This is a genomic window from Nocardia sp. CA-119907 (assembly GCF_050955995.1).
Lineage (GTDB): Bacteria > Actinomycetota > Actinomycetes > Mycobacteriales > Mycobacteriaceae > Nocardia.
In genome coordinates, this window is record NZ_CP192091.1 from 5101556 (window position 1) to 5123039 (window position 21484).

Annotated in this window: 17 protein-coding genes; 5 read left to right on the forward strand and 12 right to left on the reverse strand. The window is 66.9% G+C overall.

Translation table 11 applies throughout. The features are described from left to right. Positions 1 to 15: 15 nt before the first annotated feature. The 8 genes from ACQP2D_RS22345 to ACQP2D_RS22380 form a co-directional block, all read right to left on the reverse strand. Positions 16 to 795 (reverse strand): thioesterase II family protein, encoded by a 780-nt coding sequence (locus ACQP2D_RS22345; protein WP_433677854.1) that lies wholly within the window; start codon positions 793 to 795, stop codon positions 16 to 18. Positions 796 to 865: 70 nt separating this feature from the next. After that, positions 866 to 1393 (reverse strand): ester cyclase, encoded by a 528-nt coding sequence (locus ACQP2D_RS22350; protein WP_433677855.1) that lies wholly within the window; start codon positions 1391 to 1393, stop codon positions 866 to 868. A 30-nt stretch (positions 1394 to 1423) separates the two neighbouring features. After that, on the reverse strand, positions 1424 to 2938 hold the full coding sequence (locus tag ACQP2D_RS22355) for an FAD-binding oxidoreductase (protein ID WP_433677856.1): 1515 nt from the start codon (positions 2936 to 2938) through the stop codon (positions 1424 to 1426). Positions 2939 to 2969: 31 nt separating this feature from the next. After that, the gene (locus tag ACQP2D_RS22360) at positions 2970 to 4505 is read right to left on the reverse strand and encodes an aspartate aminotransferase family protein (protein WP_433677857.1); all 1536 of its coding nucleotides are present in this window, start codon (positions 4503 to 4505) and stop codon (positions 2970 to 2972) included. Beyond that, entirely contained in the window at positions 4502 to 5365 is an 864-nt protein-coding gene (locus tag ACQP2D_RS22365; RefSeq protein WP_433677858.1) for an alpha/beta fold hydrolase, read from the reverse strand. The genes ACQP2D_RS22360 and ACQP2D_RS22365 overlap by 4 nt, the downstream gene beginning before the upstream one ends. A 4-nt stretch (positions 5366 to 5369) precedes the next feature. Continuing rightward, complete coding sequence (locus ACQP2D_RS22370; RefSeq protein WP_433677859.1) at positions 5370 to 6686, reverse strand: FAD-dependent oxidoreductase; 1317 nt, start codon at positions 6684 to 6686, stop codon at positions 5370 to 5372. A gap of 154 nt (positions 6687 to 6840) precedes the next feature. After that, complete coding sequence (locus tag ACQP2D_RS22375; RefSeq protein ID WP_433677860.1) at positions 6841 to 7767, reverse strand: zinc-binding dehydrogenase; 927 nt, start codon at positions 7765 to 7767, stop codon at positions 6841 to 6843. A gap of 135 nt (positions 7768 to 7902) precedes the next feature. Continuing rightward, positions 7903 to 8976 carry an alkene reductase gene (locus tag ACQP2D_RS22380; RefSeq protein WP_433677861.1) on the reverse strand — a complete coding sequence of 358 codons (1074 nt, stop codon included), beginning with the start codon at positions 8974 to 8976 and terminating at the stop codon, positions 7903 to 7905. 133 nt (positions 8977 to 9109) lie between these two features. Here ACQP2D_RS22380 and ACQP2D_RS22385 point away from each other — a divergent pair, with 133 nt between their 5' ends. The 3 genes from ACQP2D_RS22385 (at position 9110) to ACQP2D_RS22395 (ending at position 12719) form a co-directional block, all read left to right on the forward strand. Continuing rightward, the gene (locus ACQP2D_RS22385) at positions 9110 to 9541 is read left to right on the forward strand and encodes a MarR family winged helix-turn-helix transcriptional regulator (protein WP_433677862.1); all 432 of its coding nucleotides are present in this window, start codon (positions 9110 to 9112) and stop codon (positions 9539 to 9541) included. A 225-nt stretch (positions 9542 to 9766) separates the two neighbouring features. Further along, entirely contained in the window at positions 9767 to 11230 is a 1464-nt protein-coding gene (locus ACQP2D_RS22390; RefSeq protein ID WP_433677863.1) for a purine-cytosine permease family protein, read from the forward strand. 55 nt (positions 11231 to 11285) lie between these two features. After that, the gene (locus tag ACQP2D_RS22395) at positions 11286 to 12719 is read left to right on the forward strand and encodes an FAD-dependent oxidoreductase (RefSeq protein WP_433677864.1); all 1434 of its coding nucleotides are present in this window, start codon (positions 11286 to 11288) and stop codon (positions 12717 to 12719) included. 106 nt (positions 12720 to 12825) lie between these two features. Here ACQP2D_RS22395 and ACQP2D_RS22400 read toward each other — a convergent pair whose 3' ends face one another. Further along, a complete protein-coding gene (locus tag ACQP2D_RS22400) occupies positions 12826 to 14028 on the reverse strand; it encodes a lipid-transfer protein (protein WP_433677865.1) in 1203 nt (400 codons plus the stop codon). Further along, complete coding sequence (locus tag ACQP2D_RS22405) at positions 14021 to 14467, reverse strand: Zn-ribbon domain-containing OB-fold protein (RefSeq protein ID WP_433677866.1); 447 nt, start codon at positions 14465 to 14467, stop codon at positions 14021 to 14023. The genes ACQP2D_RS22400 and ACQP2D_RS22405 overlap by 8 nt, the downstream gene beginning before the upstream one ends. 130 nt (positions 14468 to 14597) lie before the next feature. Between ACQP2D_RS22405 and ACQP2D_RS22410 the strand changes: the two genes are divergently transcribed. Further along, on the forward strand, positions 14598 to 15389 hold the full coding sequence (locus tag ACQP2D_RS22410; protein ID WP_433677867.1) for a GTP-binding protein: 792 nt from the start codon (positions 14598 to 14600) through the stop codon (positions 15387 to 15389). Positions 15390 to 16398: 1009 nt separating this feature from the next. Here the strand turns inward: ACQP2D_RS22410 and ACQP2D_RS22415 are convergent. Further along, entirely contained in the window at positions 16399 to 18366 is a 1968-nt protein-coding gene (locus ACQP2D_RS22415) for a serine/threonine-protein kinase (protein ID WP_433677868.1), read from the reverse strand. Between the two features lie 1114 nt (positions 18367 to 19480). Further along, positions 19481 to 20074, reverse strand: a complete 594-nt coding sequence (locus ACQP2D_RS22420) for a TetR/AcrR family transcriptional regulator (RefSeq protein ID WP_433677869.1) — start codon at positions 20072 to 20074, stop codon at positions 19481 to 19483. A 114-nt stretch (positions 20075 to 20188) separates the two neighbouring features. On the opposite strand from ACQP2D_RS22420, the gene ACQP2D_RS22425 reads away from it, so the two are divergent. Continuing rightward, positions 20189 to 21346 carry an alpha/beta hydrolase family protein gene (locus tag ACQP2D_RS22425; RefSeq protein ID WP_433677870.1) on the forward strand — a complete coding sequence of 386 codons (1158 nt, stop codon included), beginning with the start codon at positions 20189 to 20191 and terminating at the stop codon, positions 21344 to 21346. Positions 21347 to 21484 lie beyond the last annotated feature (138 nt).

Genomic DNA, 21484 nt, shown 5'->3' on the forward strand with positions numbered 1-21484 from the left:
CCGTTGGTAATCAGTTTATTTCGCTGGCATCGCAGCGCCGATAACGCGCTGCCGGATCACCGCGTGGACCGCGTCGGCATGCTGATTCAGGAAGAAATGCCCGCCCGGATACTGCCGCAGCCCGAAGCCGCCCCGCGTGTGCGATCGCCATTCGGCCACCTCGTCGACGGTGGTCTTGGGATCGGCATCACCGGCTAACGCCGTAATCCCGCAGTGCAATTGCGGTCCGCCCGCCCACCGATAACGCTCGATGGCGCGGTAGTCGCCCCGAATGGGCGGCAGGACCATGGCGGCGATCTCCGGATCGGCGAGCGCGGACGCATCGGTGGCGCCGAGGCGGACGACGTCGGCCAGCAGCTCGGCGTCACCGGCCAGATAGGTCCGCTCGTCGCGGCTGGTGGCGGGCCCACGCCGGCCGGAGACGAACAGTTCGGTAATGCGCGTCCCGGCCCGCTCCAGCCGCAGCGCCACCTCGAACGCGAGGATCGCGCCCATGCTGTGCCCGAAGAAGGCGGTGGGCCGGTCGATCCACGGAAGCACCTCCGCCGCAATATGTTCGGCGAGTCGATCGATATCGTCGATGACCGGTTCGGTGCGGCGCTCCTGCCGTCCCGGATATTGCACGGCGACCACGTCGATATCCGGCGCCAGCGCCTGCATCCATCGGAAGAAATAACTCGCGGATCCGCCCGCATAGGGGAAACACACCAGCCGGTGCGGGGCATCGGGTGCCGGTCCGAATCGGCGAATCCATCTGCTCTGAGCCGGGTTGTCGAATCGAGAGTCTGCCACCACGCGAATTACCTTGCTCCACTCGAACGGTGTCGCGCCGGACACCGATTCACCCGGTGCCCGGCGCGAATTGTCAGGGCATCAGCCCGAGCTGCTGGGACATCTCGAAGTTGTCGTAGCTGATGCGCCAGAAGCTGATCAGGCCGTCACGGAATTCGTAGGTGTCCATGCCCTCCAGATCGAACCGGCGCCCGGTGGCCGCGACCGGCGGCTCCGGGTGCTCGGGCGGCCAGCCCGAAATGCCGCCGGTCAAGGTGCCCGTACCGTGCCAGGGCACCACGATGCGGTTGCCGTCCAGGGCGATCAGCGGCGCTGCCGTCGCCTCGAACCGCATATCGGGAAACGCGGTGTAGGTGATCTCGGCGAAGCGGCGGAAATCCGCGTGCCCCTTGCTGAACCGGCCGAACATGGCCGGATCCTCCACGAGGATGTCCTCGGTGCACATGGCCAGCTGGGCGTCGATGTCGGCGGAGTTCACCGCCGTGTACCAGTGGGACATGAACTCGCCGATCCGGTCGGCGCCGGGCAGGGCGCCGCCCAGCTCGGCGCGAGCCTTGCGGTAGCGGTCGTCGAAGTACTCGATCTTCTCGAGCGAGGTCATCGGATGCCTCCAGGTCGATCCGGTGGTCGGTCAGTTGCGGCCGCGCACGGCCAAGGCGTGGGTGAAGTGGTTGGCCGGGTCCCACTTCGCCTTGATCTGCTGCAGCCGTGGGTAGGCCGCGCCGAAGTACAGCTCGTGCCACGGAATCGGCGAACCGTTCAGCGCCGGGTCCAGCGGGTCGGCATCGGTGTAGTTCAGGACCGCACCATCATTGGCTCCGCCGACGCCCGGGACACCGCCGGTCGCGGCGTACACGTCGCCGTACCAGCGGCGGATCCAGGCCAGCTGGGCCGCGTCCTCCTCCGGGGTGGCCCACATCACCAGGTACAGCATCTTGATCACCGAATCCCGCTGGGGTACAGCGGTTTCCGAGGAGTCAACGGTGTTGACGCGGCCGCCGTATCCGGCGATCTCCACCAGGGTGGCGGGGTTGTCGTACTCCGGATCGGTGAGATTGCGATACATCGCCCGTACCTGATCGGCGGGCATCGCGGTGCGCAAATACGCCGATTTGGCCTTGAACCGTCCCTTGCCCTCCCAGCCGTCGCCGCCGAGGCTCGCCCAGGCCGTCACGTGGGCCAGCCAGTCGACCCGCTCGCGCACATCGACGCGGTAGGTCAGGCCGGTGCCGTCAGCGATGGCCGCGAGGAAATCGTCGAGTAGTCGCTCGGCGTTCGGGGTCGCGGCATCGATCTGCGAGGACATCAGGAACTCGCCGGCCGAGATGTGCCGCGGCTTCAGCGCACTGAACAGATTCAGGTACGGCGAATCGACGCCCGCGTTCCGCTCGTGCCAGGCGGTGAAGTTGCCGAGCAGCTTGCCGAACGACTCCTCGGTCAGCTGATCCCAGGACCAGGCGACCTCGGAGATGATCAGTTCCCTTGGCGCGGTGGGCAACTGGTCGGCGGGCGCGCTGCCCTGCGCCTCGGGCGAGCGCAACCAGAACTTGGTGACCAGCCCGTAGGTGCCGCCACCACCACCGGTGTGCGCCCACCACAGCTCGCGCTGCGGATCGTCGACCTGCCGGGTCGCCACGACCTTGCGTGCGCGGCCATCGGCGTCGGCGATCACTACCTCGACGGCCTCGAGGTAGTCGACCAGATGCCCGAGCTGTCGCGACAGCGCGCCGTAACCGGCATTGGTCATCTGGCCGCCGAGGGCAACCGGCGGACCGACGCCCGCCGGAACGGTGACATGCCAGCCCTCGTGCAACTTCCGGTACAGGTCGGCGGTGGTGATGCCGGGGCCAACGGCGAAGGCCTTGCGCTGCGGGTCGTAGTCCACCGAATTCAGCTGCGAGGTACTGATGATGACCCGGTTCTCCGGGTTGGCGATCAGGTCCTCGTAGCAGGCGCCACTGCTGTGCAGCGCGAACCGCACCCCGCGATCGAGCACGTGCTGCACCGACGCGACGGCCTCGTCGGCCGTCTTGGGCAGCAGCACATACTCCGGCGCGCCGGCCCACCGGCCATTGAAACTCGCGCCGAGCACGCCGTACCTCGAATCGTCCGGCGTCACCCGCTCGACATCGAAGGTTTCGATCATTGCTTGTCTCTCCTTCTGTCCGCTCGCCCGCTCAGGCGATCGCCGCCAGTCGCGTACCGCCCGCGTCCCGGATCTCACGGCACACCTCGCGCAGGGCGGTGATGAGCCGATCGATTTCGGACGTGTCGAGGTGGACCGACGGCTCGAAACGCAGTGTGTACACCGCACTAGAGGTGGGGAAGGTGCGAATGTCGTACTCGCGCAACAGGAAACCGGACACGTAGTAGCCGAAGAAGCCACCGCCGTCGAGTTCGCGGAGTACCTGCGAGGGGGACTCGGCCTGGTTCGCGAACTCCAGTCCGACCATCAGACCCCGGCCCCGCACCTGCGCGATCACGGTGGGATATTCGGCCTGCAGCGCGCGTAGCGCGTTCAGCAGTTCGGCGCCGCGCCGGGCCGCCGTGCGGTAGACCTCGCCGTCGTTCGCCTCGAGCATCGTCAGCACCTTCTCCGCGATCAGGCAGGAGAAGCTGTCCTTGGCGAAGGTCGAGCTGTGCATCATCTCGAAATCCCGCTGGTAGCGCGACTCGCGCACCAAAAGCACTGCGGCCTTGGCGATGCCGCCGCCCAGACTCTTCGCCATGGCGTAGTAGTCGCCGCGCAACCCCAGGTGGCTGCTGGACAGGAACGCACCGGTGCGGCCCATGCCGGCCTGGATCTCGTCGATAACGACCGGGATGCCGAGATCGGCGGCGACCCGATTCACGTCCTTCGCGAATGCCACCGGCACTTCGTGAATTCCGCCCTCCCCGAGAATCGGTTCGAGCACCAGGGCGCAGAACACCGGGAACGGCCGGGACACCACCCGCACCTGATCGTCGGCGATCTCCAGGTCGTGCAGGTCGCGACGCTCGGCGGCCACGATCTCGTCGAGAGCGCCGGGTTCGTTTATGGGAACGAACCGCGCCTGGGCCGCCAGCGCCGAGAAGACCGTCCGGTAGATCGGGTTGTAGGTGAGCTGCACGCTGCCCGCGAGCTTGCCGTGGAAGGATCCGACCGGGGTGAGGAACAGTGGCGTGCTGTCGAACAGCGCCTGATTGTGCTCGTTCACCGCGGCCACCAGGGCGTCGATGTCCTCGGCGCGCGCCCGGCCGCCCTCGACCGCGGCGCGGGCCATGGCGACACTGGCCTCGATCTCGGCCCGCAATCCAGCGATCCGCGAGAAGCGTTCCAGTTCAGCGTGCTTCATCCCGGCCTCGATGGCCTCGGCGCCGCTGTTGGCGAAGATCGCGTAGTAGTTCTCGTCGGAGTCCAGATCCCGGCGCAGGATCCGGTTCAGTTGGGCCGCCACCCGATTGGCGTAGGGGTGCCGCGAGAACTGGGCGTGGATCGGCGTCTGGCCGGCCAGCAGTTCGCGGGCGTACTCGATCAGCTCGGGATGGCTGTGCCCCAGCAGCGTCGAGCCGTATCCGCCGACGAAGTCGAGCACGCCGACCTCGCGTCCGTCACGGTTGTAGTAGAGGGTATTCGCCTCGCCCCGGGTGTACTCGACATCGAGCCCGGCCGTGGCCAGGACTCCGCGCAGATAGGGTTCGGCGTATTCCTGCTCGGTTCCGACCGCGGTCATCGGTTCTCGACCTCCCCCGCCCGAACCAGGTTCAAGATCTCTCCCGCAACGGTTTCCGGCGCCTGCTGTGGCTGCCAGTGCGAGGTCTTCTCCAGCGTCACCAGGCGATACGGTCCCGTGACATGCTCGGCGGTCGCGGTGACCGCGAGCTTGCTCACAGCGGTGTCCGTAACGCTCCAAACGAACGTCGTCGGAACCGACACCGGGCCGAATCCGAAGGGCTCACCGAGCAGATTGTTGGCGCGATACCAATTCAGCGCCGCGTCCAGCACGCCCGGCTCACTGTGCTTGGTGACGTAGCGGCGCACCTGCTCCGCGGTCAGGACGCCGTCTCCCGCTTGGGCGAACCACGCCCACAGCTGGGCGGCATCGTCGGCGAGGAACTGCGCCGCGGCGTCCTCGGACATGAGGAACTCGACGTATTGGGAGCTGTGCTGCTGCTCCGTATCGACTTGGTACGCATGCTGATAGGCGTCCAGATGTGGGATGGCCAGCGCGACCAGACTGCGCACCCGATCCGCGTGGCGCGCACCCAGATACCACGCCACGGCCGCGCCCCAGTCGTGACCGACCACGTGCGCGGAGTCGATGCTCAGCGCGTCCAAAATGCCGAGCGCGTCACCGACCAGTTTCGGCAGCGCGTACTCGCTGACCTGCGTCGGCCGGGCACCGTCGGAGTAGCCGCGCTGATCCGGGGCGACGGTGCGCAGCCCGGCCTCGTGCAGGATGGGCGCCACCTCGGTCCAGGACCGGCGGCTGTGCGGGAAGCCGTGCAGCAGCAGTACGGCCGGGCCGTTCGCGGGTCCCTCGATATCGACGTCGAAAGTCAACTCGCCCAGGCGAATTCGTTCCAGTGTCATGGTCTCACGCCGCCAGGATCTTGGCCTCGAGGTGCGGCTCGTGCAGCACGCTCGGATGGTCGGCCAGGCCGATGACCCGCTGGTAGGCCCGCGACACCTCGCCGTCACGGCTGGCCGCGTCCTGGACCTGTGCGATGAAGGCGTGCGCCTCGAGGATTTCCGGCGTCCGCTCGCCCTGGACCTCGGGGTAGCTGAGGTCGGCGCCGATCGCCATGTCCCAGCAGCCGTCGATGGCCTCGGCGGCCAGATCACGGAAGTAGGCCAGCGGATCGATCTCACCCCCGCCCTGCACATGCTTGCGCAGCACGGTCGAACCCATGGCGGCGACGGTCATGCCCTGGGCATAGCTGGGGTTGAAGCTGGCCACCGCGTCACCGATCACCAGGAACCCGGTCGGGAAGGCGGTCATGCGCTGATAGTGGCGGCGCAGGTTGGTGGGGAACTTGTAGGCGACCGGGTCGTTCAACGCAACAGCGTGCTGCAGTGTCTCGTAGATATCCGGTGCGGCAAGGGTTTTGATGAACGCCAGGTAGCCTTCCGGATCGGTCGGCGGGTGGTCGCCGAGGATGCCGTAGGCGGTCACGATGGCGCGGTTGCCATCGATCTTTTGGCAGATGCACCCGCGCGGCACACCGGCCGAGGCCACGGTATTGATCGAGATGTCGTCGCCGAACGCCTCGTCCGGTATGCGGTAGTACCGCGTGGCGTATCCCATGCCGATCTTGTGCTTCTCCTCCTCGACGCGCCCGTACTCGAGGTCCTCGAGCCACACGGCTGCCCGGGAGCCACGCCCCGAGGCATCCACGACCAGCTCGGCGGCCAATAGCGTTTCGTGCGAGTTCTCCGGGAAAACCCAGACCCCGGCGATCCGCTTGCCATCCTCGACCACCTCGAGGCGGCTGATGTCGGACTGTTCGGCGAGTTCGACATTGGGCAGGGCCAGCACCCGCTCGCGAATGTGCGCTTCGAAGAACGGGCGGCTGGCGGTGAGACAGACCAGTCCGGAATCGACCTGAACAAGGCGCTTGCCGTTGATGATCCAGCGCACATCCTTGGAGGCATCACCGATGGCCGCACCGTCGGCAACCATCTTGTCGGTCACGCCCGGGAAGAGCTCCTCGGCGATCTGCTGACCGCGCGACAGTAGACCGTGCAGATGGTGTCCCTGCGGCAGGCCACGCCGCAGCAGATTCGGGCCGGTGAGGTGGTCTCGGTCGACAAGGATTACCCGCTCGTACCGGTCGGCGAGCACGCGGGTGGCGAACAAACCGGCGAGCCCACCCCCCAATACGACGGCGCGGTTGTCTCCACGGCTGGTCATGGCCTGTCTCCTCTGCTCGTACAGCTGGTGCCAGTGGCCTTCCGCCCGTTCGCGCCCAGCCACGGTGTGAACGTATCCAGGGGCCTCTCACCGACCGCTCATCGTCGAGACACTGGAGATCGATGCTGCTGGTAGGAGCGCTTTTTCGAGGCTGTCACCCATCCGTTCGCCGGATGTCGAGGACCGCCTTGCCCCGGATCCCGCGGTTCACCAGGGCGTCGGCGGCCTGGCGGTAGTCGATCCAGTCGCCGCGCCATCCGATCGCCAGATCGAGGTCCCCGCGCCCGGCGAAACGGACGAGTTCCGCGAGATCGCCGCCGAGCGGAGTCCCGATGACGAACGTCTCGATCCGGCCACGGTCGACGCGCATGCGGGCCTCCTCGAAGTCGATGGTGGTCGCCTCCCCCGATGCCTTGCCGACGGCCACGACGGTGCCGCCGGATTCGAGCCGCAGATAGGCGTCGGCCAGTTGCCGGCCGCCGACGTTGTCGATCACCCCGAACACCCGGCCGTGCAGCGCTTCCGGACCGATGATCACCTCGGCGGCGCCCAATTCCGTCAGACCGATCCCGCGCCCCGGATTGCCCACCGAGGCAATGACTTGCGCACCGGCCAGGCGCGCGAGCTGCACGGCGTATCGGCCGACGCCGCCGGATGCCCCGGTCACCAGCACGCGGCGACCGACAATTGGCCCGAGCCGCCGCACCGCCTGCAGCGCGGTGACCGCGGCGACCGGCAAGGCCGCGGTGGCGCCCAGATCCAGCGCGTCGGGCACGACGGCCAGTTGCGCGGTGTCGACCGCGCGCTGTTCGGCCCAGGCGCCGGACCAGCCGAAGGTCACCACGCGGCTGCCCGCGGGCGGACCCGAACCGTCGGCCGCGGGGGTGACGACGATGCCCGCGGCATCCCAGCCGGGGATCGTCCCGTCGGGCAGGTCGGGTACCCGAAAGGCGACCTCCCCGAAGTTGAACGAGAACGACACGACCTCGATCAGCGCTTCGGACGGTCCGGGAACCGGCGCGGGCGCGTCGGCCGCACGCAGCATGTGCGGGCTGCCCCTGTCGTGTGCGAGTGCCTTCATGTCCTGTGGTGCTCCTTGCGCGGGGCCGACGCGGGCGTCGGCTGAAATGGTCCGGGCGCGCCACGGCCGCCCCGATTCCGCCCGGGGACAGGGTCGGGAATCGGGGCGGCCGTGGCGATTTCAGGCCGAGGTGACCTAGCCCAGGGTCGGGTAGTCGGTGTAGCCGACGTGGTCGCCGCCATAGAAGGTCGCCTGGTCGGCGGTGTTGTAGGGCCCGCCCGCCTTGATCCGGGCGTCCAGGTCCGGGTTGGCCAGCCACAGGGTGGCCAGCGAGATCGCGTCCGCCACACCGGATTCCAGCGCTTCGGTGGCGGCGTCGACGGTCGCGGGAAAGGCGTCGGGAGTGCGGTGCGGGTTGAGGATGAGCCCGTTGGACCAGGCCGCGCGCAGCTTGGTGGTCAGTTCGCGGTCACCGCCCTCGACGATGTGCACGTAGGCGATGTCCAGGTCGGCGAGCTTGGTCAGCAACTCGCTGTACAGCGGCGCCGGGTCGGCTTCCTCGATGTGGTTGAACGGGTTGCCGGGCGAGAGCCGGATACCGGTGCGGTCGGCGCCGATGGCCTCGGCCACCGCGGCCACCACTTCGGTGACGAACCGGATGCGGTTGGCGATCGACCCGCCGTAGTTGTCGGTGCGCAGGTTTGTGTTGTCGGCCAGGAACTGGTGCAGCAGATAGCCGTTCGCACCGTGCACCTCGACACCGTCGAAGCCGGCCGCGATGGCATTGCGGGCGGCGGCGGCGAAGTCGGCGATCGTGGTGGCGATGTCCGCGGCGGTCATCTCCCGGGGCTCGGGGTGGTCGATCATCCCGTCGGGGGTGAAGAGCTGCTCACCGGACACGACCGCGGAAGGGGCCAGCGGCAGCACCTTGTCGGGGTAGAGCGCGGGGTGGCCGATGCGGCCACAGTGGGTGAGCTGCGCGATGATTCGCCCGCCCGCCTTGTGCACGGCATCGGTGACTGTGCGCCACGCGTTGGTCTGCTCCTCGTTGTGCAGGCCGGGGGTCAGAAAGTAGCCCTGGCCGATGACGCTGGGCTGAATGCTCTCGCTGATGATCAGACCCGCACTCGCGCGCTGTGCGTAGTACTCGGCGGTGAGCTCGGTGACGAGCCCATCCAGGGTGGCCCGGTTGCGGGTCATCGGTGCCATCACCAGGCGGCTCGGCAGCTGCCACTGACCGATCGAGACCGGCTCGAACAGAGTGCTCACCATCTACTCCTTGCTTGATCGAGTCGCGCACCGGACTGTGTGCGCAAATACTTGATTGGATCAAGGACGATCGTGTCACAAGTGCTTTATCCAATCAAGTACCTCCGTCAAGACGTGGCCTAGAATTTTCGACATGGCAGTACCGGCAGGTCCCGTGAGCACATCCACCGACGTCGAACGCGTGATGTTCGAATTCGTGGACGCCTACAACCACGCCTTCGAGGACGCCGCCCACGAGCACGGCATGAGCATGGCCCACGCCTGCGTCCTGGGCCGGGTCGGCGTACCCCGCGGTATGGGAGAACTCGCCGAGGAACTCGGCTGCGACGCTTCCAATATCACCCAGATCGTGACCCGCCTCGAGGCCCGCTCTCTGGTCCAGCGTCGGCCGGATCCCTCGGATCGACGCTTCCGCCGGATCCAGCGCACGCCCGCGGGCGAAGCCGTCAACGACGCGTTCGAGGATTCCTTCGACTTCCCCCGCCGCGCGGTCGCCAACCTCACGCCCGACGAACAACAGCAACTGGCCGATCTGCTTCGCAAAGCCCTCACCCCTCCCCAGTGAGCACACCGGAGACGGATTACATCAATTCCACTGCGGCCCAACGCTACCCGAGAGCAAATGCGCGAACCAGCGTGCGCCGCATCGTGAAACAACGCGCCACCTGAGAATATGCGCCCTGATGTCCGGACGATGACCGGACGATGACGCCCGCAGCGATATTTTCACCGCAGACGTGTCGCGGACACGTCGAATACGGAAGCTGCAGAGGGTATTCGGAGGCGCGCGGTGACCAGTCAGCAGAAGGACATCACAACCAGGAATCCGGCACCAGGACCATCGGGCGATACGTTCGGACACGTCGAGGTCCGCGGGATCGACTTCGTCCCGCCGGAGGAGCGACGCGGGACACCGCGCGAACTGTTCACCATCTGGGCGGCGTCGAATGTCGCCTACATCTACATCGTGCTCGGCGGCACAGCCCTGCTGCTCGGCCTGTCGTTGTGGCAAGCGCTGGCAGTTGTCGTGGTGGGCAACGCATTCTGGCTCGGCGTCGGCACGCTCGCGGTCAGCGGCCCGGCGGCGGGCACGCCGAGCGTGGTGATCATGCGCTCCATGTTCGGCATTCGCGGCAATCGAGTGTTCGGAGCCGGCCTCAACTGGCTGATCGCCATCTCCTACGAGGCCATCAACCTCTCGTTCGGTTCACTCGCGGCCTTTGCACTGGCCGAGCACCTGGGAATCTCACTCTCGACACCGGTCAAGCTGCTGATCGTCGGCGTGATCGCGGTCCTGACCTTCACGATCAGCATCTACGGTCATGCGACGATCGTGCGGCTGAGCCCGTTCTTCACCTCCGCGCTGATCGTCTGCTGTGTTCTGCTCGGCATCTTCGTATTCGGGCATGCGCAGTTCGATTATGCTCCCGCGCAGCCACTTTCGGGCGGACCACTGTGGTCGGCACTGCTCGTCGGGGTGGCGCTCATCGCGTCGGCGCCGCTGTCCTGGACCGTCGGCGCGGACTACGCGCGCTACCTGCCGGAGTCGGTGTCGAAGAAGGCGGTGCTGGGCTGGACCGCCCTGGGCGGATTCGTGCCCGCGGTCGCGCTGGGGATCATCGGCGTGGTCGCCGGCACCAGCGTCGACATGAACGATCCCCAGACTTCGCTGAAGACCATCCTTCCGGGGTGGTTCTATCCGGTGTTCCTCGCCGTGATCGTCGTCGGGGCGATCACCACCAACGTCCTCACCACCTATTCGTCCGGCCTGTGCCTGCAGGGACTGGGCGTCAAAATGCGGCGCTCGCAGACGGTATTCATCGACGGCGTCCTCGGTGGCGCGATCACCTTTTACGCGTTGTTCGTCGCCGATGACTTCCTCGCCACCTTGAGTCGCTGGCTGGAACTCACGGTCGTGGTCCTGGGTCCGTTGGTCGCCATCTACGCCACCGATATCGTGTTGCGCCGCAACAAATATGACGGTCGCGCCCTGAACGACGAACGGTCGACGAGCCCACAGTGGTACACCGCAGGTTTCAATCTCGCCGGAGTTACCGCGATCATTCTCGGCGGCGTATCGGCGGGCCTGTGCATCCATACCGCCTCGTGGGAGGGACCGGTCGCTGCCGCGCTCGGTGGCGCCGACCTGTCGGCATTGCTCGGCCCGGCCGTCGCCGCCGCCGTCTACGTGCTGCTCACCCGTGCGGTCTACCGCCCGCAAGTTCCGGCGTCATATCGCGGGATGAGCGCGTAATCAGCTGACGGGTCGCGGCACCTGACGGTGGCGAAAGGCATTGAAGGGAACCATGATGACCGAACAGAGTGCGGCGACCCGCCCGCTCCGCATTGCGATCGTGGGCGCAGGACCGGCCGGTATCTACGCCGCCGACGCGTTGATGAAGTCCGATGCCCCAGCCGGTTTCGACGGCGTCGGCATCGACCTCTACGAGCGCATGCCCGCGCCCTTCGGCCTCATCCGCTACGGCGTCGCGCCCGACCACCCGCGCATCAAGGGCATCATCACCGCCTTGCACAAGGTGCTCGACAAGCCGCAGGTCCGCCTGCTCGGCAATATCGACTACGGCACCGACATCACCCTCGAAGATCTGCGTCAGTTCTATGACGCGGTGATCTTCTCCACCGGCGCGAATGCCGACCGCGCGCTGGAGGTTCCGGGCATCGACCTGGACGGCTCCTATGGCGCCGCGGACTTCGTGTCCTGGTACGACGGACACCCGGATGTGCCGCGCACCTGGCCGCTGGAGGCCGAGAAGGTCGCCGTGCTCGGCGTCGGCAACGTCGCCCTGGACGTGGCGCGTGTACTCGCCAAGACCGGCGAGGAGCTGCTGCCGACCGAGATCCCGCCGAACGTCTACGAGGGCCTGAAGGCGAACAAGGCGGTCGAGGTGCACGTGTTCGGCCGCCGCGGTCCTGCCCAGGCCAAGTTCACTCCGCTCGAGCTGCGCGAACTCGACCACTCCCCGACCATCGAGGTCATCGTCGATCCCGAGGACATCGACTACGACGAGGGCTCCGAGGCGGCGCGCCGCCATTCCAAGCAGGTCGACACGATCTGCAACACCTTGGAGCAGTGGGCAATTCGCGATGTCGGCGACCGCCCGCACAAGCTGTTCCTGCACTTCTTCGAGAACCCGGCGGAGATCCTCGGCGACGCCGACGGCAAGGTCGTCGGCCTGCGCACCGAGCGCACCCAGCTCGACGGCACCGGCAATGTCAAGGGCACCGGCGTCTTCAAGGACTGGGACGTCCAGGCCGTCTACCGCGCGGTCGGCTACCAGTCGCAGAACATCCCGGCCCTGCCCTTCGACGACCAGGCCGGCACCGTCCCCAACGAAGCCGGCCGCGTGCTGGTGAACGAGGATGCCGACGGCGCCGAACGCTACCTGCCGCAAACCTATGTCACCGGCTGGATCAAGCGCGGACCGGTCGGCCTCATCGGCCACACCAAGGGCGACGCCAACGAGACCATCGCCTGCCTGCTCGACGACGCGCCGAACTTCACCCCGGCCGCCGAGCCGGAGCCGGAAGCCGTCACCGAGTTTCTCGAGGGCAGGGGCATCCCGTTCACCACCTGGGCCGGCTGGTACCGCCTCGACGCGCATGAGCGTGCCCTGGGCGAGCCGCAGGGCCGCGAGCGGGTCAAGGTCGTCGAGCGCGACGAGATGCTGGCAGCGTCCGAGCCGGACAAGGCGCACAATTTTCCTACGCCTCAGCCCAGTTGACGGTGCGCTGTTTCGACGAGGGCGTGGTGCGCACCGCGAGCGACCTGGACCACGAAACCCGGGCATGGCCCGGGTTTCGGAGAGTGCTCCGGAAAGACCCGCGATGTCAGCGGGTCGCGATGATGGCCGAGCCGTGGCCGAAGAGGCCCTGGTTCACCGCGATACCCGCGCGAGCGTTGTCCACCTGGCGGCCATCGGCCTGGCCGCGCAGCTGCCACGTGAGCTCGCAGATCTGGGCGATGGCCTGCGCGGGGATCGCCTCACCGAAACAGGCCAGGCCGCCGCTGGGGTTCACCGGCACGCGTCCGCCCAATGTTGTTGCGCCGCTGCGCAACAGTTCCTCCGCGCCGCCCGTCTCGCAGAGCCCGATGTCCTCGTACCAGTCCAGCTCCAGCGCGGTGGACAGGTCGTAGACCTCCGCGAAGGACAGGTCGGCGGGACCGAGCCCGGCCTCCTCGTACGCGGCGTGCGCGATGGCGGAACGGAACGCGCGAGGTGGGGCCTCGACGGCCACAGCGGAGTCCGTCGCGAAATCCGGCAGATCGAGAACGGTTTTCGGAAACGTCGGCGTGACCGTCGACAGCGCCCGGATGCGGACCGGGTCGGCGACGCCGTGCCGACGCGCGTACTCCATCGACGTCAACACCAGTGCGGCCCCGCCGTCACTGGTGGCGCAGATGTCGAGCAGCCGCAACGGGTCCGAGACGATCGCCGAGGCGGCGATCTCCTCGACCGAAACCTCCTTGCGATAGCGGGCATACGGGTTGTTCAGGCCGTGCCTGGCGTTCTTCACCTTGACCGCGGCGAAATCGTCGAGCGTGGCACCGTGCAGCGCCATCCGGCGACGGGCATACAGCGCGAAATAGATGGGATTGGTAGCGCCGAGCAGGTGGAAACGCAACCAGTCCGGATCATCGCGGCGCTCACCGCCGACCGGCTGGAAGAAGCCCTTCGGGGCGGCATCCGCGCCCACCACCAGCGCCACGTCACACAACCCCGCCAGGATCTGGGCGCGTGCGTTGGCGATGGCCTGCGCACCGGAGGCACAGGCGGCATAGCTGCTCGAGATCCGCGCACCCGACCACCCCAGCGCCTGAGCGAAAGTCGCGCCCGAAACGAACCCGGGGTATCCATTGCGGATGGTGTCCGCGCCGGCGATATAGCCGACGTCGAGGTGGTTCACCCCGGCATCGGCCAGCGCCGCGCGGGCGGCGACGAGTCCGTATTCGACGAAATTGCGCCCCCACTTGCCCCACTGGTGCATGCCCGCACCGAGGACGGCGATGTCGCGATCATTCGTGTCAGTCATTGACCGGCCTCCACATCCACACCGTGTGCTCCGCTTCCTCGTCGGCGTACAACGTGCCGAGAGTCAATTCGACCGGCATGCCGACGGCCAGGTCGTCCACCGTGAGGCCGCGCACGACCTGCCCGAGAATCACCATCTGCTCGACCTCGAGTTCCACTGCCGCAACGACATACGGCTCGAATGGATCGGGCGAGACATAGGGCGCCGGAGGTTTGTACCGGGCGTCCGCATACGACCAGATCCGCCCACGTGTGGAAAACAGATACTCGACGAGTTCGGAGCCATCCCTCGGACCGGAACACCGCGGATTCCGACAGGCCAGCGTGTTCCGCGGGAAATACGGTGTGGCGCAATCCTTGCAGCGACTTCCCTTGAGACGCACCACGCCGTCGTCCGCAGTGAACCAGTCTGCCACCGCGGGCCGTTGTTCTTTCTGCACAGCCCGACGGTATAGGAACACGTTCTACTTTGGGGCCGAATTCCACTCCAGCAATCCGCGGGCGGAGGTACGGTGAGTCCGGACCGAGGACGTCCCGACACCTCGAGTCGATCTGGAGTACCACAAAGCGATGGGCGCCAAAGCCATTGATCCACAGACAATCCGCAACGTCACCATCATCGGCGACCCCGACGAGACGACCCGAGTGGCCCACCTCCTCCGCCGCCGCTCCGGCCGGCCCGGCTCCGGCACCCGGGCCACGGTCGGTTGGACGACGGGCGGCGTCGAGCACACGATTCGGATCGCCGAGCTGACGAGCCACGCGCCCGTCGCGGACCTGGAGCGGTCCATCCGCGTAGCCGACGGTGTGGTCGCGGTCGTGAACGCCGCCGCGTACCCCACACCGCGCCTCGAGACGATGTTCCGGGTCGCCGACGACTACCAGGTCGCCCGCCTCTGCCTGATCTACGGACTCGACCACCCCGCCGCCGATTTCGACCGCTGCCTCCGCACGATCGCCGACACCCGCGGCGCGGTCCCACTGACGCTGCAGATCCCCATCGGCGCCGACCCCACGTTCGAAGGCGTCATCGACCTGCTCCCGCTGTGTGCACTCGAACCGCTGGCCGCCGAACTCTACGGCAGCCATTGGGAGATCGTCGAGCGGTGGTACGGCAACCTCGTGAAAACGGTCATGGAACAAGCCCCCTCGAATCCGAACGCCTCCCCCGCCCGGTATGACATCCCGCTCGACCAGTTGCATGACCGCATCCGCTACCTCACCCGCATCGGTGACGTCGTCCCCGTCCTCTGTGGTGCAACGCCCACGAGCGATGACACCGCCACGCTCCTGGACGCCATCGCCCGCTATCTGCCCTCCCCCATGGATGTCTGCCAACCGGCACACGCCCTCGACTATTGAGGCATGCCGCAGCATCCGGATCGTCGTCGACGCTGACTGGATGCAGTCGGTTTCATGCTGCTGTGCTTGCTGTGTCGGATCCTCGGTGGGACCAAGAGGACTCGAACTTCCGGTCCCCGCTCGCACGTCGGTGCACATATCCTGCGATTCGGCCAGCCGGTCGGGGAGGGTGCGGGTTTTCACCCTGGGGTGGGTGTTGCGCGATCCGTTCACAGACGAGGATTGGGCCTGTGCCCGTCGTGATCGATACCGCCCTCAGGAAGTGATCCAGATGCCTCTTGCTGTTCAGTTTCTGGCTTCTCGTCCCGGGACCGAGTCGCGGTCAGGGCGGCCGACCCCTGCCCCGCAGAGCCCGGGCTCGAGCCACGAATCGATCCCTCGGACGCCCGGCAGGCAAATGTGCTCACGTGCCCGGCGCCGCATCCTGTTGTCGATGACCCTTACCGGTGGACTCATGCTGTTCGGCCCCAGCGTCTTGGGGATGTCCGGGTCGCTACCGCTATCGACACCCCCGGCGGCCTCCGCGTCGTCGTTCGATCTCGCACCGCCGAGCCACGGGCATCCGCCGGTGCTTCGGTGCCCTCGCTTCGACTGCTGATTCAGTTCCCGACCGGGCAGCGGGGGTGGTTCGCCAGGTCGCGGAGGCTCCTCCGAGATCTATCCGAGATGCCCCGGCCCCAGCCCCGAACCAGGGCGGCCTGGCTGCGGCACCCCGGGCAACCCACCCTGCGACACGAAGCGCATCGGCATCGAGGCCGGACACCGTTCCCCCAGCGAACAACCGACCGTTCCCCCAGCGAACAACCGACCCCAAGGATCCATCCGGAGCTACCACCCCTGCTTCAGCCGGTGCTGGTGAGGATCGCGACGGACAGCAGCCACCGCCCGGACCGACCGAGTTCGCACGTCGCATCGGCATCGAAGGCCAGTTGACTTCGTCAGTCCGCATCACGCGAGTTATCGACGTATGGTCGACGGTGGTTTGCCGATGCCGCGGAGATATCGGCGTCTACAGCGAGTTCTTTTTGAACCAATCGAACAATCCCTGATCGGTCTTGGGACGGTTGGAGGGGGAATCGGGACTGACGGATACCGCTCGGATGGCGATGTCGCTGCTCTGATCCAACGCAACGAGCGTCGGCAAAGGATCGCTGATGCAGGTGAACCGGCCGACGGTCGCGCCATTTCGACTCCACGGTTGCTCCGGAACCGTTGCACCGTCGCACGCGCGCCCGCCGGATTTCCTCATGACACCATCGAAAAACTGGGTCGCGATCGGATGATCGGGGAATTGGAAAAACGTTGCTGTCGGCGCACCGGACTCGTTGCCGAAGCATCGAACGACGGCGGTCGCATCGCTCTCGGGCGCCTCGTGTCGACAGTATCGTGGGTCGTAGGCCTTGGGCAGTTCGGCGATCAGATCGCGGTCGGCCTGAGTGTAGAAGTCCGGATCCCTCGGATGGGTCCGGAATTGCGAATTCCCCTCTCCTGTGTCGTGCACTGTCCAGTACAAGCTGGCACTGCCGCCCACCGACTCGGTGAAGGAGAAGACCGCCATGCTCATGGCCGCGTCGTCGGTTTGGATCACCCCCGAGGTCGGTGGTGTCGTAGTGGTATTCGTGAAGCAGGCCATTCGCCCGACCTCCCTGCCGCCCCTCGTCGCAGGGCCGTCGGGGCCGGGTGGATAGCCCGGACAGTTGCTGGTCTGTACCACCAGGCCGTGATAAGCCTTGCCCAGTGCGTCGGCATTGGGAAACAGATAGAACTCCCCGCTGGGCACGCGGATTTCGGGAATCTCGTCGCAGACGAGATGGGCTTTCTCTCCCAGAATCGCCTGTGGGTTCAGGTGGTGACAGATGGTGCGGTTGTACGGGTCTTGCAGGAGCTTCAGCAGGGTGATGTCGTCGTCGGTGAATTCGGATTTCGCCACCGGCTCCGGGGTCGGTGGTGCGGGCTTGTGGAACAGCGGCCAGGCTCCGACGGCGCCGACGGCCAGGACGGCCGCAGCAGCGGCGATCCAGAGGCGGCGTGGGTGGCGCGTAGGCGCCGGGACGGATCTCGCCTCGGGTGTGGAGGTCGCCCGGGGTGTGGGATACGCCGCCGCGGTGGGCTCGCATTCGAGTACGGCGCGGCGACCATCTTCTTCGGCGACGCCGGTAGACGCTGCAAGTGCGGCGTGGGCGGCGGCGGCCAGTTCGCCGGCGCTGGCATAGCGTTCATCGGCCGACTTCGCCATGCCGCGCGCGACGACAGCATCGATCGAGACCGGGATTCCCGGTGCCTGCCTGCTCGTTCGGGGTGGAGGTTCGATCATGTGGGCCCGCATGATGGCGGCGTCGCCGCCGTCGGTCGAGTAAACGCGGGTGCCGGTCAGGCATTCGTGCAACACGCACGCCAGGGCATACACGTCGACAGCCGGGGTGGCCGGGCCGGTTCGGAAACGTTCTGGGGCCATGTAGTTGAACGAGCCGATCGCCGATCCGGTCTGGGTCAGGCGTTCGTCGGTGTTCGTGTTGGCCAGGCCGAAGTCGGCCAGGTAGGCGAACCCGTCGTGGGTGAGCAGAATATTGTCCGGCTTGATGTCACGATGGATCAGGCCATCGCGGTGGGCGGCGTCGAGTCCGGCTGCGATCTGGCTGATCACCGAGACAGCTTGCTCGGGCGGCAGCGGGCCGTGGGTTCTCAGCACGGCGCGCAGGCTATCGCCGTGCACGAGTCGCATATCGATGTAGAGCAGCCCGTCGATCTCGCCGTAGTCGTGGATCGGGATGACGTGGGGCTCCTGCAGCAGCGCGGCGATGTGGGATTCGCGCCGGAACCGGGCCCGATAGACCGGATCGTCGGCCAACTGTTCGGGCAGCACTTTCACCGCGACCACCCGACCCTTGGTGGTGTCGAGTGCCTCGAATACCCTGCCCATCCCGCCGGAACCGATCAGCCGCCGCAGGCGATATTTCCCGAACGTCGACCCTGGCATCAGTGGCGGCCGGAGGGTGTTCACGACTGCCTTGCCTGCGTTGTGGGCAATCTGCGCAGGTTGGTCGGAATCGAGAATCGGCGCTCGCGCATTGTCGACTTGCCAGCTAGCCGACGACGCGGCTTCGACCCCTCCGGCGAAAGCCCGACCCCACTGCCACACGATCTATGCCCCCTCGCATTGCAGTCCAACGGTGCTGGCCGGCGTGCTACGACTGCTCGGGTATCGACGGGCTCTCGCGCCGCCACATCCAGCGAATGCTGGCGACTCACTGCCGATGGCGGCACCGTCTCGTTCGACAGCCTCGCCGGAAGGATTTGGTTCGCCGCATGTTGCGCGCAGCGCGCGGCACGCGCCCGGTGCTGCGATCGCTCCGGCGGATGGGCAGCCGAAGAACGCCCGCAGGGACTCGAGTCCGGGCGAATACGGGAACGGCACCGCTCGATCGGCCACCGGACGGAACGGTAGCCGGACCGCCACCGCCCGCGTGTCGGGGTCGAGTGCACGGCAGCTCACCGCCTCCGCGACCAGTTCGCAGCCCTCCTCGCGGAGAAAGCCACAGCGCGGTAGGCATCGGCTCGATCGCGAGCATCCGCTACAAAGGTGGACGGCATTCGTGAACTCCTGGAAAGCTGGTTCGGGTATCGGCGCGCGATGGGTGAGGTCTGCCGCTTCGTTGCTAGCAGCCTTGACAAGAATCTTGGGCGCCGGCGCTCGTCCCGAATAGCCACCATAGGTGGATATCGCTTTCACCCCTGGGGCAACATCTCCCGCCCTGGGTGGCGCACGGCACGGCTGGTCGGCACCGATTCCACCGAGGCGGTACAACCGGTCCGCTGCGCGACGCGATTCCGCGTGCGGCGAAGTTGCCGGGGTGCCAGGCCTGTGTCGTAGGCGACCGAGCCTATCGCGCGGTCTGCTCGCTGTTGCGCCGAGTCGCCCGCGCGTGGGGCTGCCGCAACCGATTGCGTTGTCCCGGACCGTCCCCCAACTCGGCTCCAGCCTGCTTCCCGCCTGCAGCAGCCTCGGCGCATTAGGAGTCCAGCTCGCGCAGGCCCACTCCACCAGCCCCGCCGTTCGCCGAGCCGGACGCGAAGGCTGGTGCTCGTATGACTCAGCCCTGCCAACCTGCGATGAGGAGGTCGGTGAGCTGGCCGATATAGTCGGACTCGATCGGGATCCCCACGATCATCAGTCGCCAATAGAGCGGTCCGGCAAGGACGTCCAGCGCCAGATCGATGTTCAGCTCCGCGGGTAGCTCGCCGCGGGTGATAGCCCGCCGCAGCATGTCGGCGGCTCGTTCCCGCCGTGTATCCCGGGCACCGATCAGAAGAGACTGCGCCAGTATCGGATTGCGCGACGCCTCCGCCAACAGATCGGGAATCACCCTGGCCGCCAAGGGATGGGACAGCATCTCCGCCGCCGACTCCAGATAGGCTCGCACATCGCCGCGCAGGGTGCCGGTGTCCGGGGTCTCGGCGGCCGCGACCGCCAGAGTCGAGGCGAGTGCGGCCACCATCTCCTCCTTCGATCGCCATCGCCGGTAGACCGTTGGCTTGCTGACGCCCGCCCGCCGTGCCACCGCCTCCATCGAAAGCCGGCCGTAGCCGACCTCGGCCAATTCGGCCAACACCGCCTCGGTGATGGCCTCGGTCACCTGCGGTTGCATCACGGCCGCCCCCGCGGGACGGCGTCTTTCGGCTGTCATGCCCCGATCATGCCACGGCGATACGGTTGCGTTTACACGTAGTCGTCATTTAATGTTCCCTAACGTCGATACGTCATCGTGTTGACGTACGCGGATAGACGTAAGGAGAGACCCGTGAAGTTCCTGTTCGAGGACGAGTCCTTTGCCTTCGAGGCGCTGCGGACAGCCTGTTTCGCCGAGTTCGGCGGCGCCGATATCGGCGAGGTTCTGGCTGTCGCGCGCGCCGTTCCGGACGGCGACGAGGCGGCGTGGTGCACACAGTGGACCGCCGCGGGAGACCGGGCTCGCGCCCTCGGGGGTAGACAGGCGCTGCTGCGCGCCTCGAACTACTACCGCACTGCCGAGTTCTTTCGTCGCGACGATCCGTTCGACGATCCCATCGCGAAGGACCTGTTCGCGCGAGCCCAGGACACCTTTGCCGAAGCCGCCGAACTCATGGATACACCGGTGGAGGCAGTCGAAATCCCCTACGAGGACACCTATCTGCCCGGTCTGCTGTTCCTCGCCGACGACTCCGGCGCACCTCGACCGACCATCATCCTCACCAGCGGCTTCGATTCCCCCGCCGAGGAGGCATACTTCGCCCTCGCGGCCGCGGCACTGCCGCGCGGCTACAACGTCCTCGCCTACGACGGCCCCGGTCAGGGTGCCGCGTTGCGGCATCAGCGATTGTTCTTCCGCCCCGACTGGGAAGCGGTCCTCACCCCGGTCGTGGACTACGCAGTGGCGCGAACCGAAGTCGACGCCGAGCGCATCTACCTCTACGGCTACAGCCTCGGCGGATTCCTGACCCCGCGGGCTGCCGCATTCGAGCACCGCGTCGCCGGACTCATCCTCGACGGCGGCATTTACAGCTACTACGACGTGAACTTCGCCGGCATCCCACCCATCGCGGCCGAGTGGGTACTGGCCGGCCGCGATGACGTCGCGGATCCGGTGGCGCGTCTGATGATGGCCCACCACACCGGCACACGGTGGGCGTTGCGCAACGGCCCATGGTCGTTCGGCACCGACACCATCTCCGAATATTTGCGCCGCACAAGGGAATACACGCTGGACGGCCTCGCCCAGCACGTCACGGCACCGACCCTCATCTTCGCCCCGGACAACGACCACTTCTTCGCCGGCCAGCCCGAACGCCTACACCGCGAATTGACCTGTCCCGCAACGCTGATCTCCCTCCACAGCGCCGATGGTGCCGGGGAGCACTGTGCCTACGGCGCCCGTTCCACCCTGCTCCACCACATGTTCACCTGGCTCGACACTCTCTGAGATCATCGTGTTCCTGCCCGTTTGAAAACCGGGCAGGAACACGAATACTGGGTGAGACCGATCATGTCCTGATCGCCAGCGGTGATTCCCCCGCTCCAACCGCTTTTTTCGAGCCCGGGAGGAAACAGCCCTCGATAC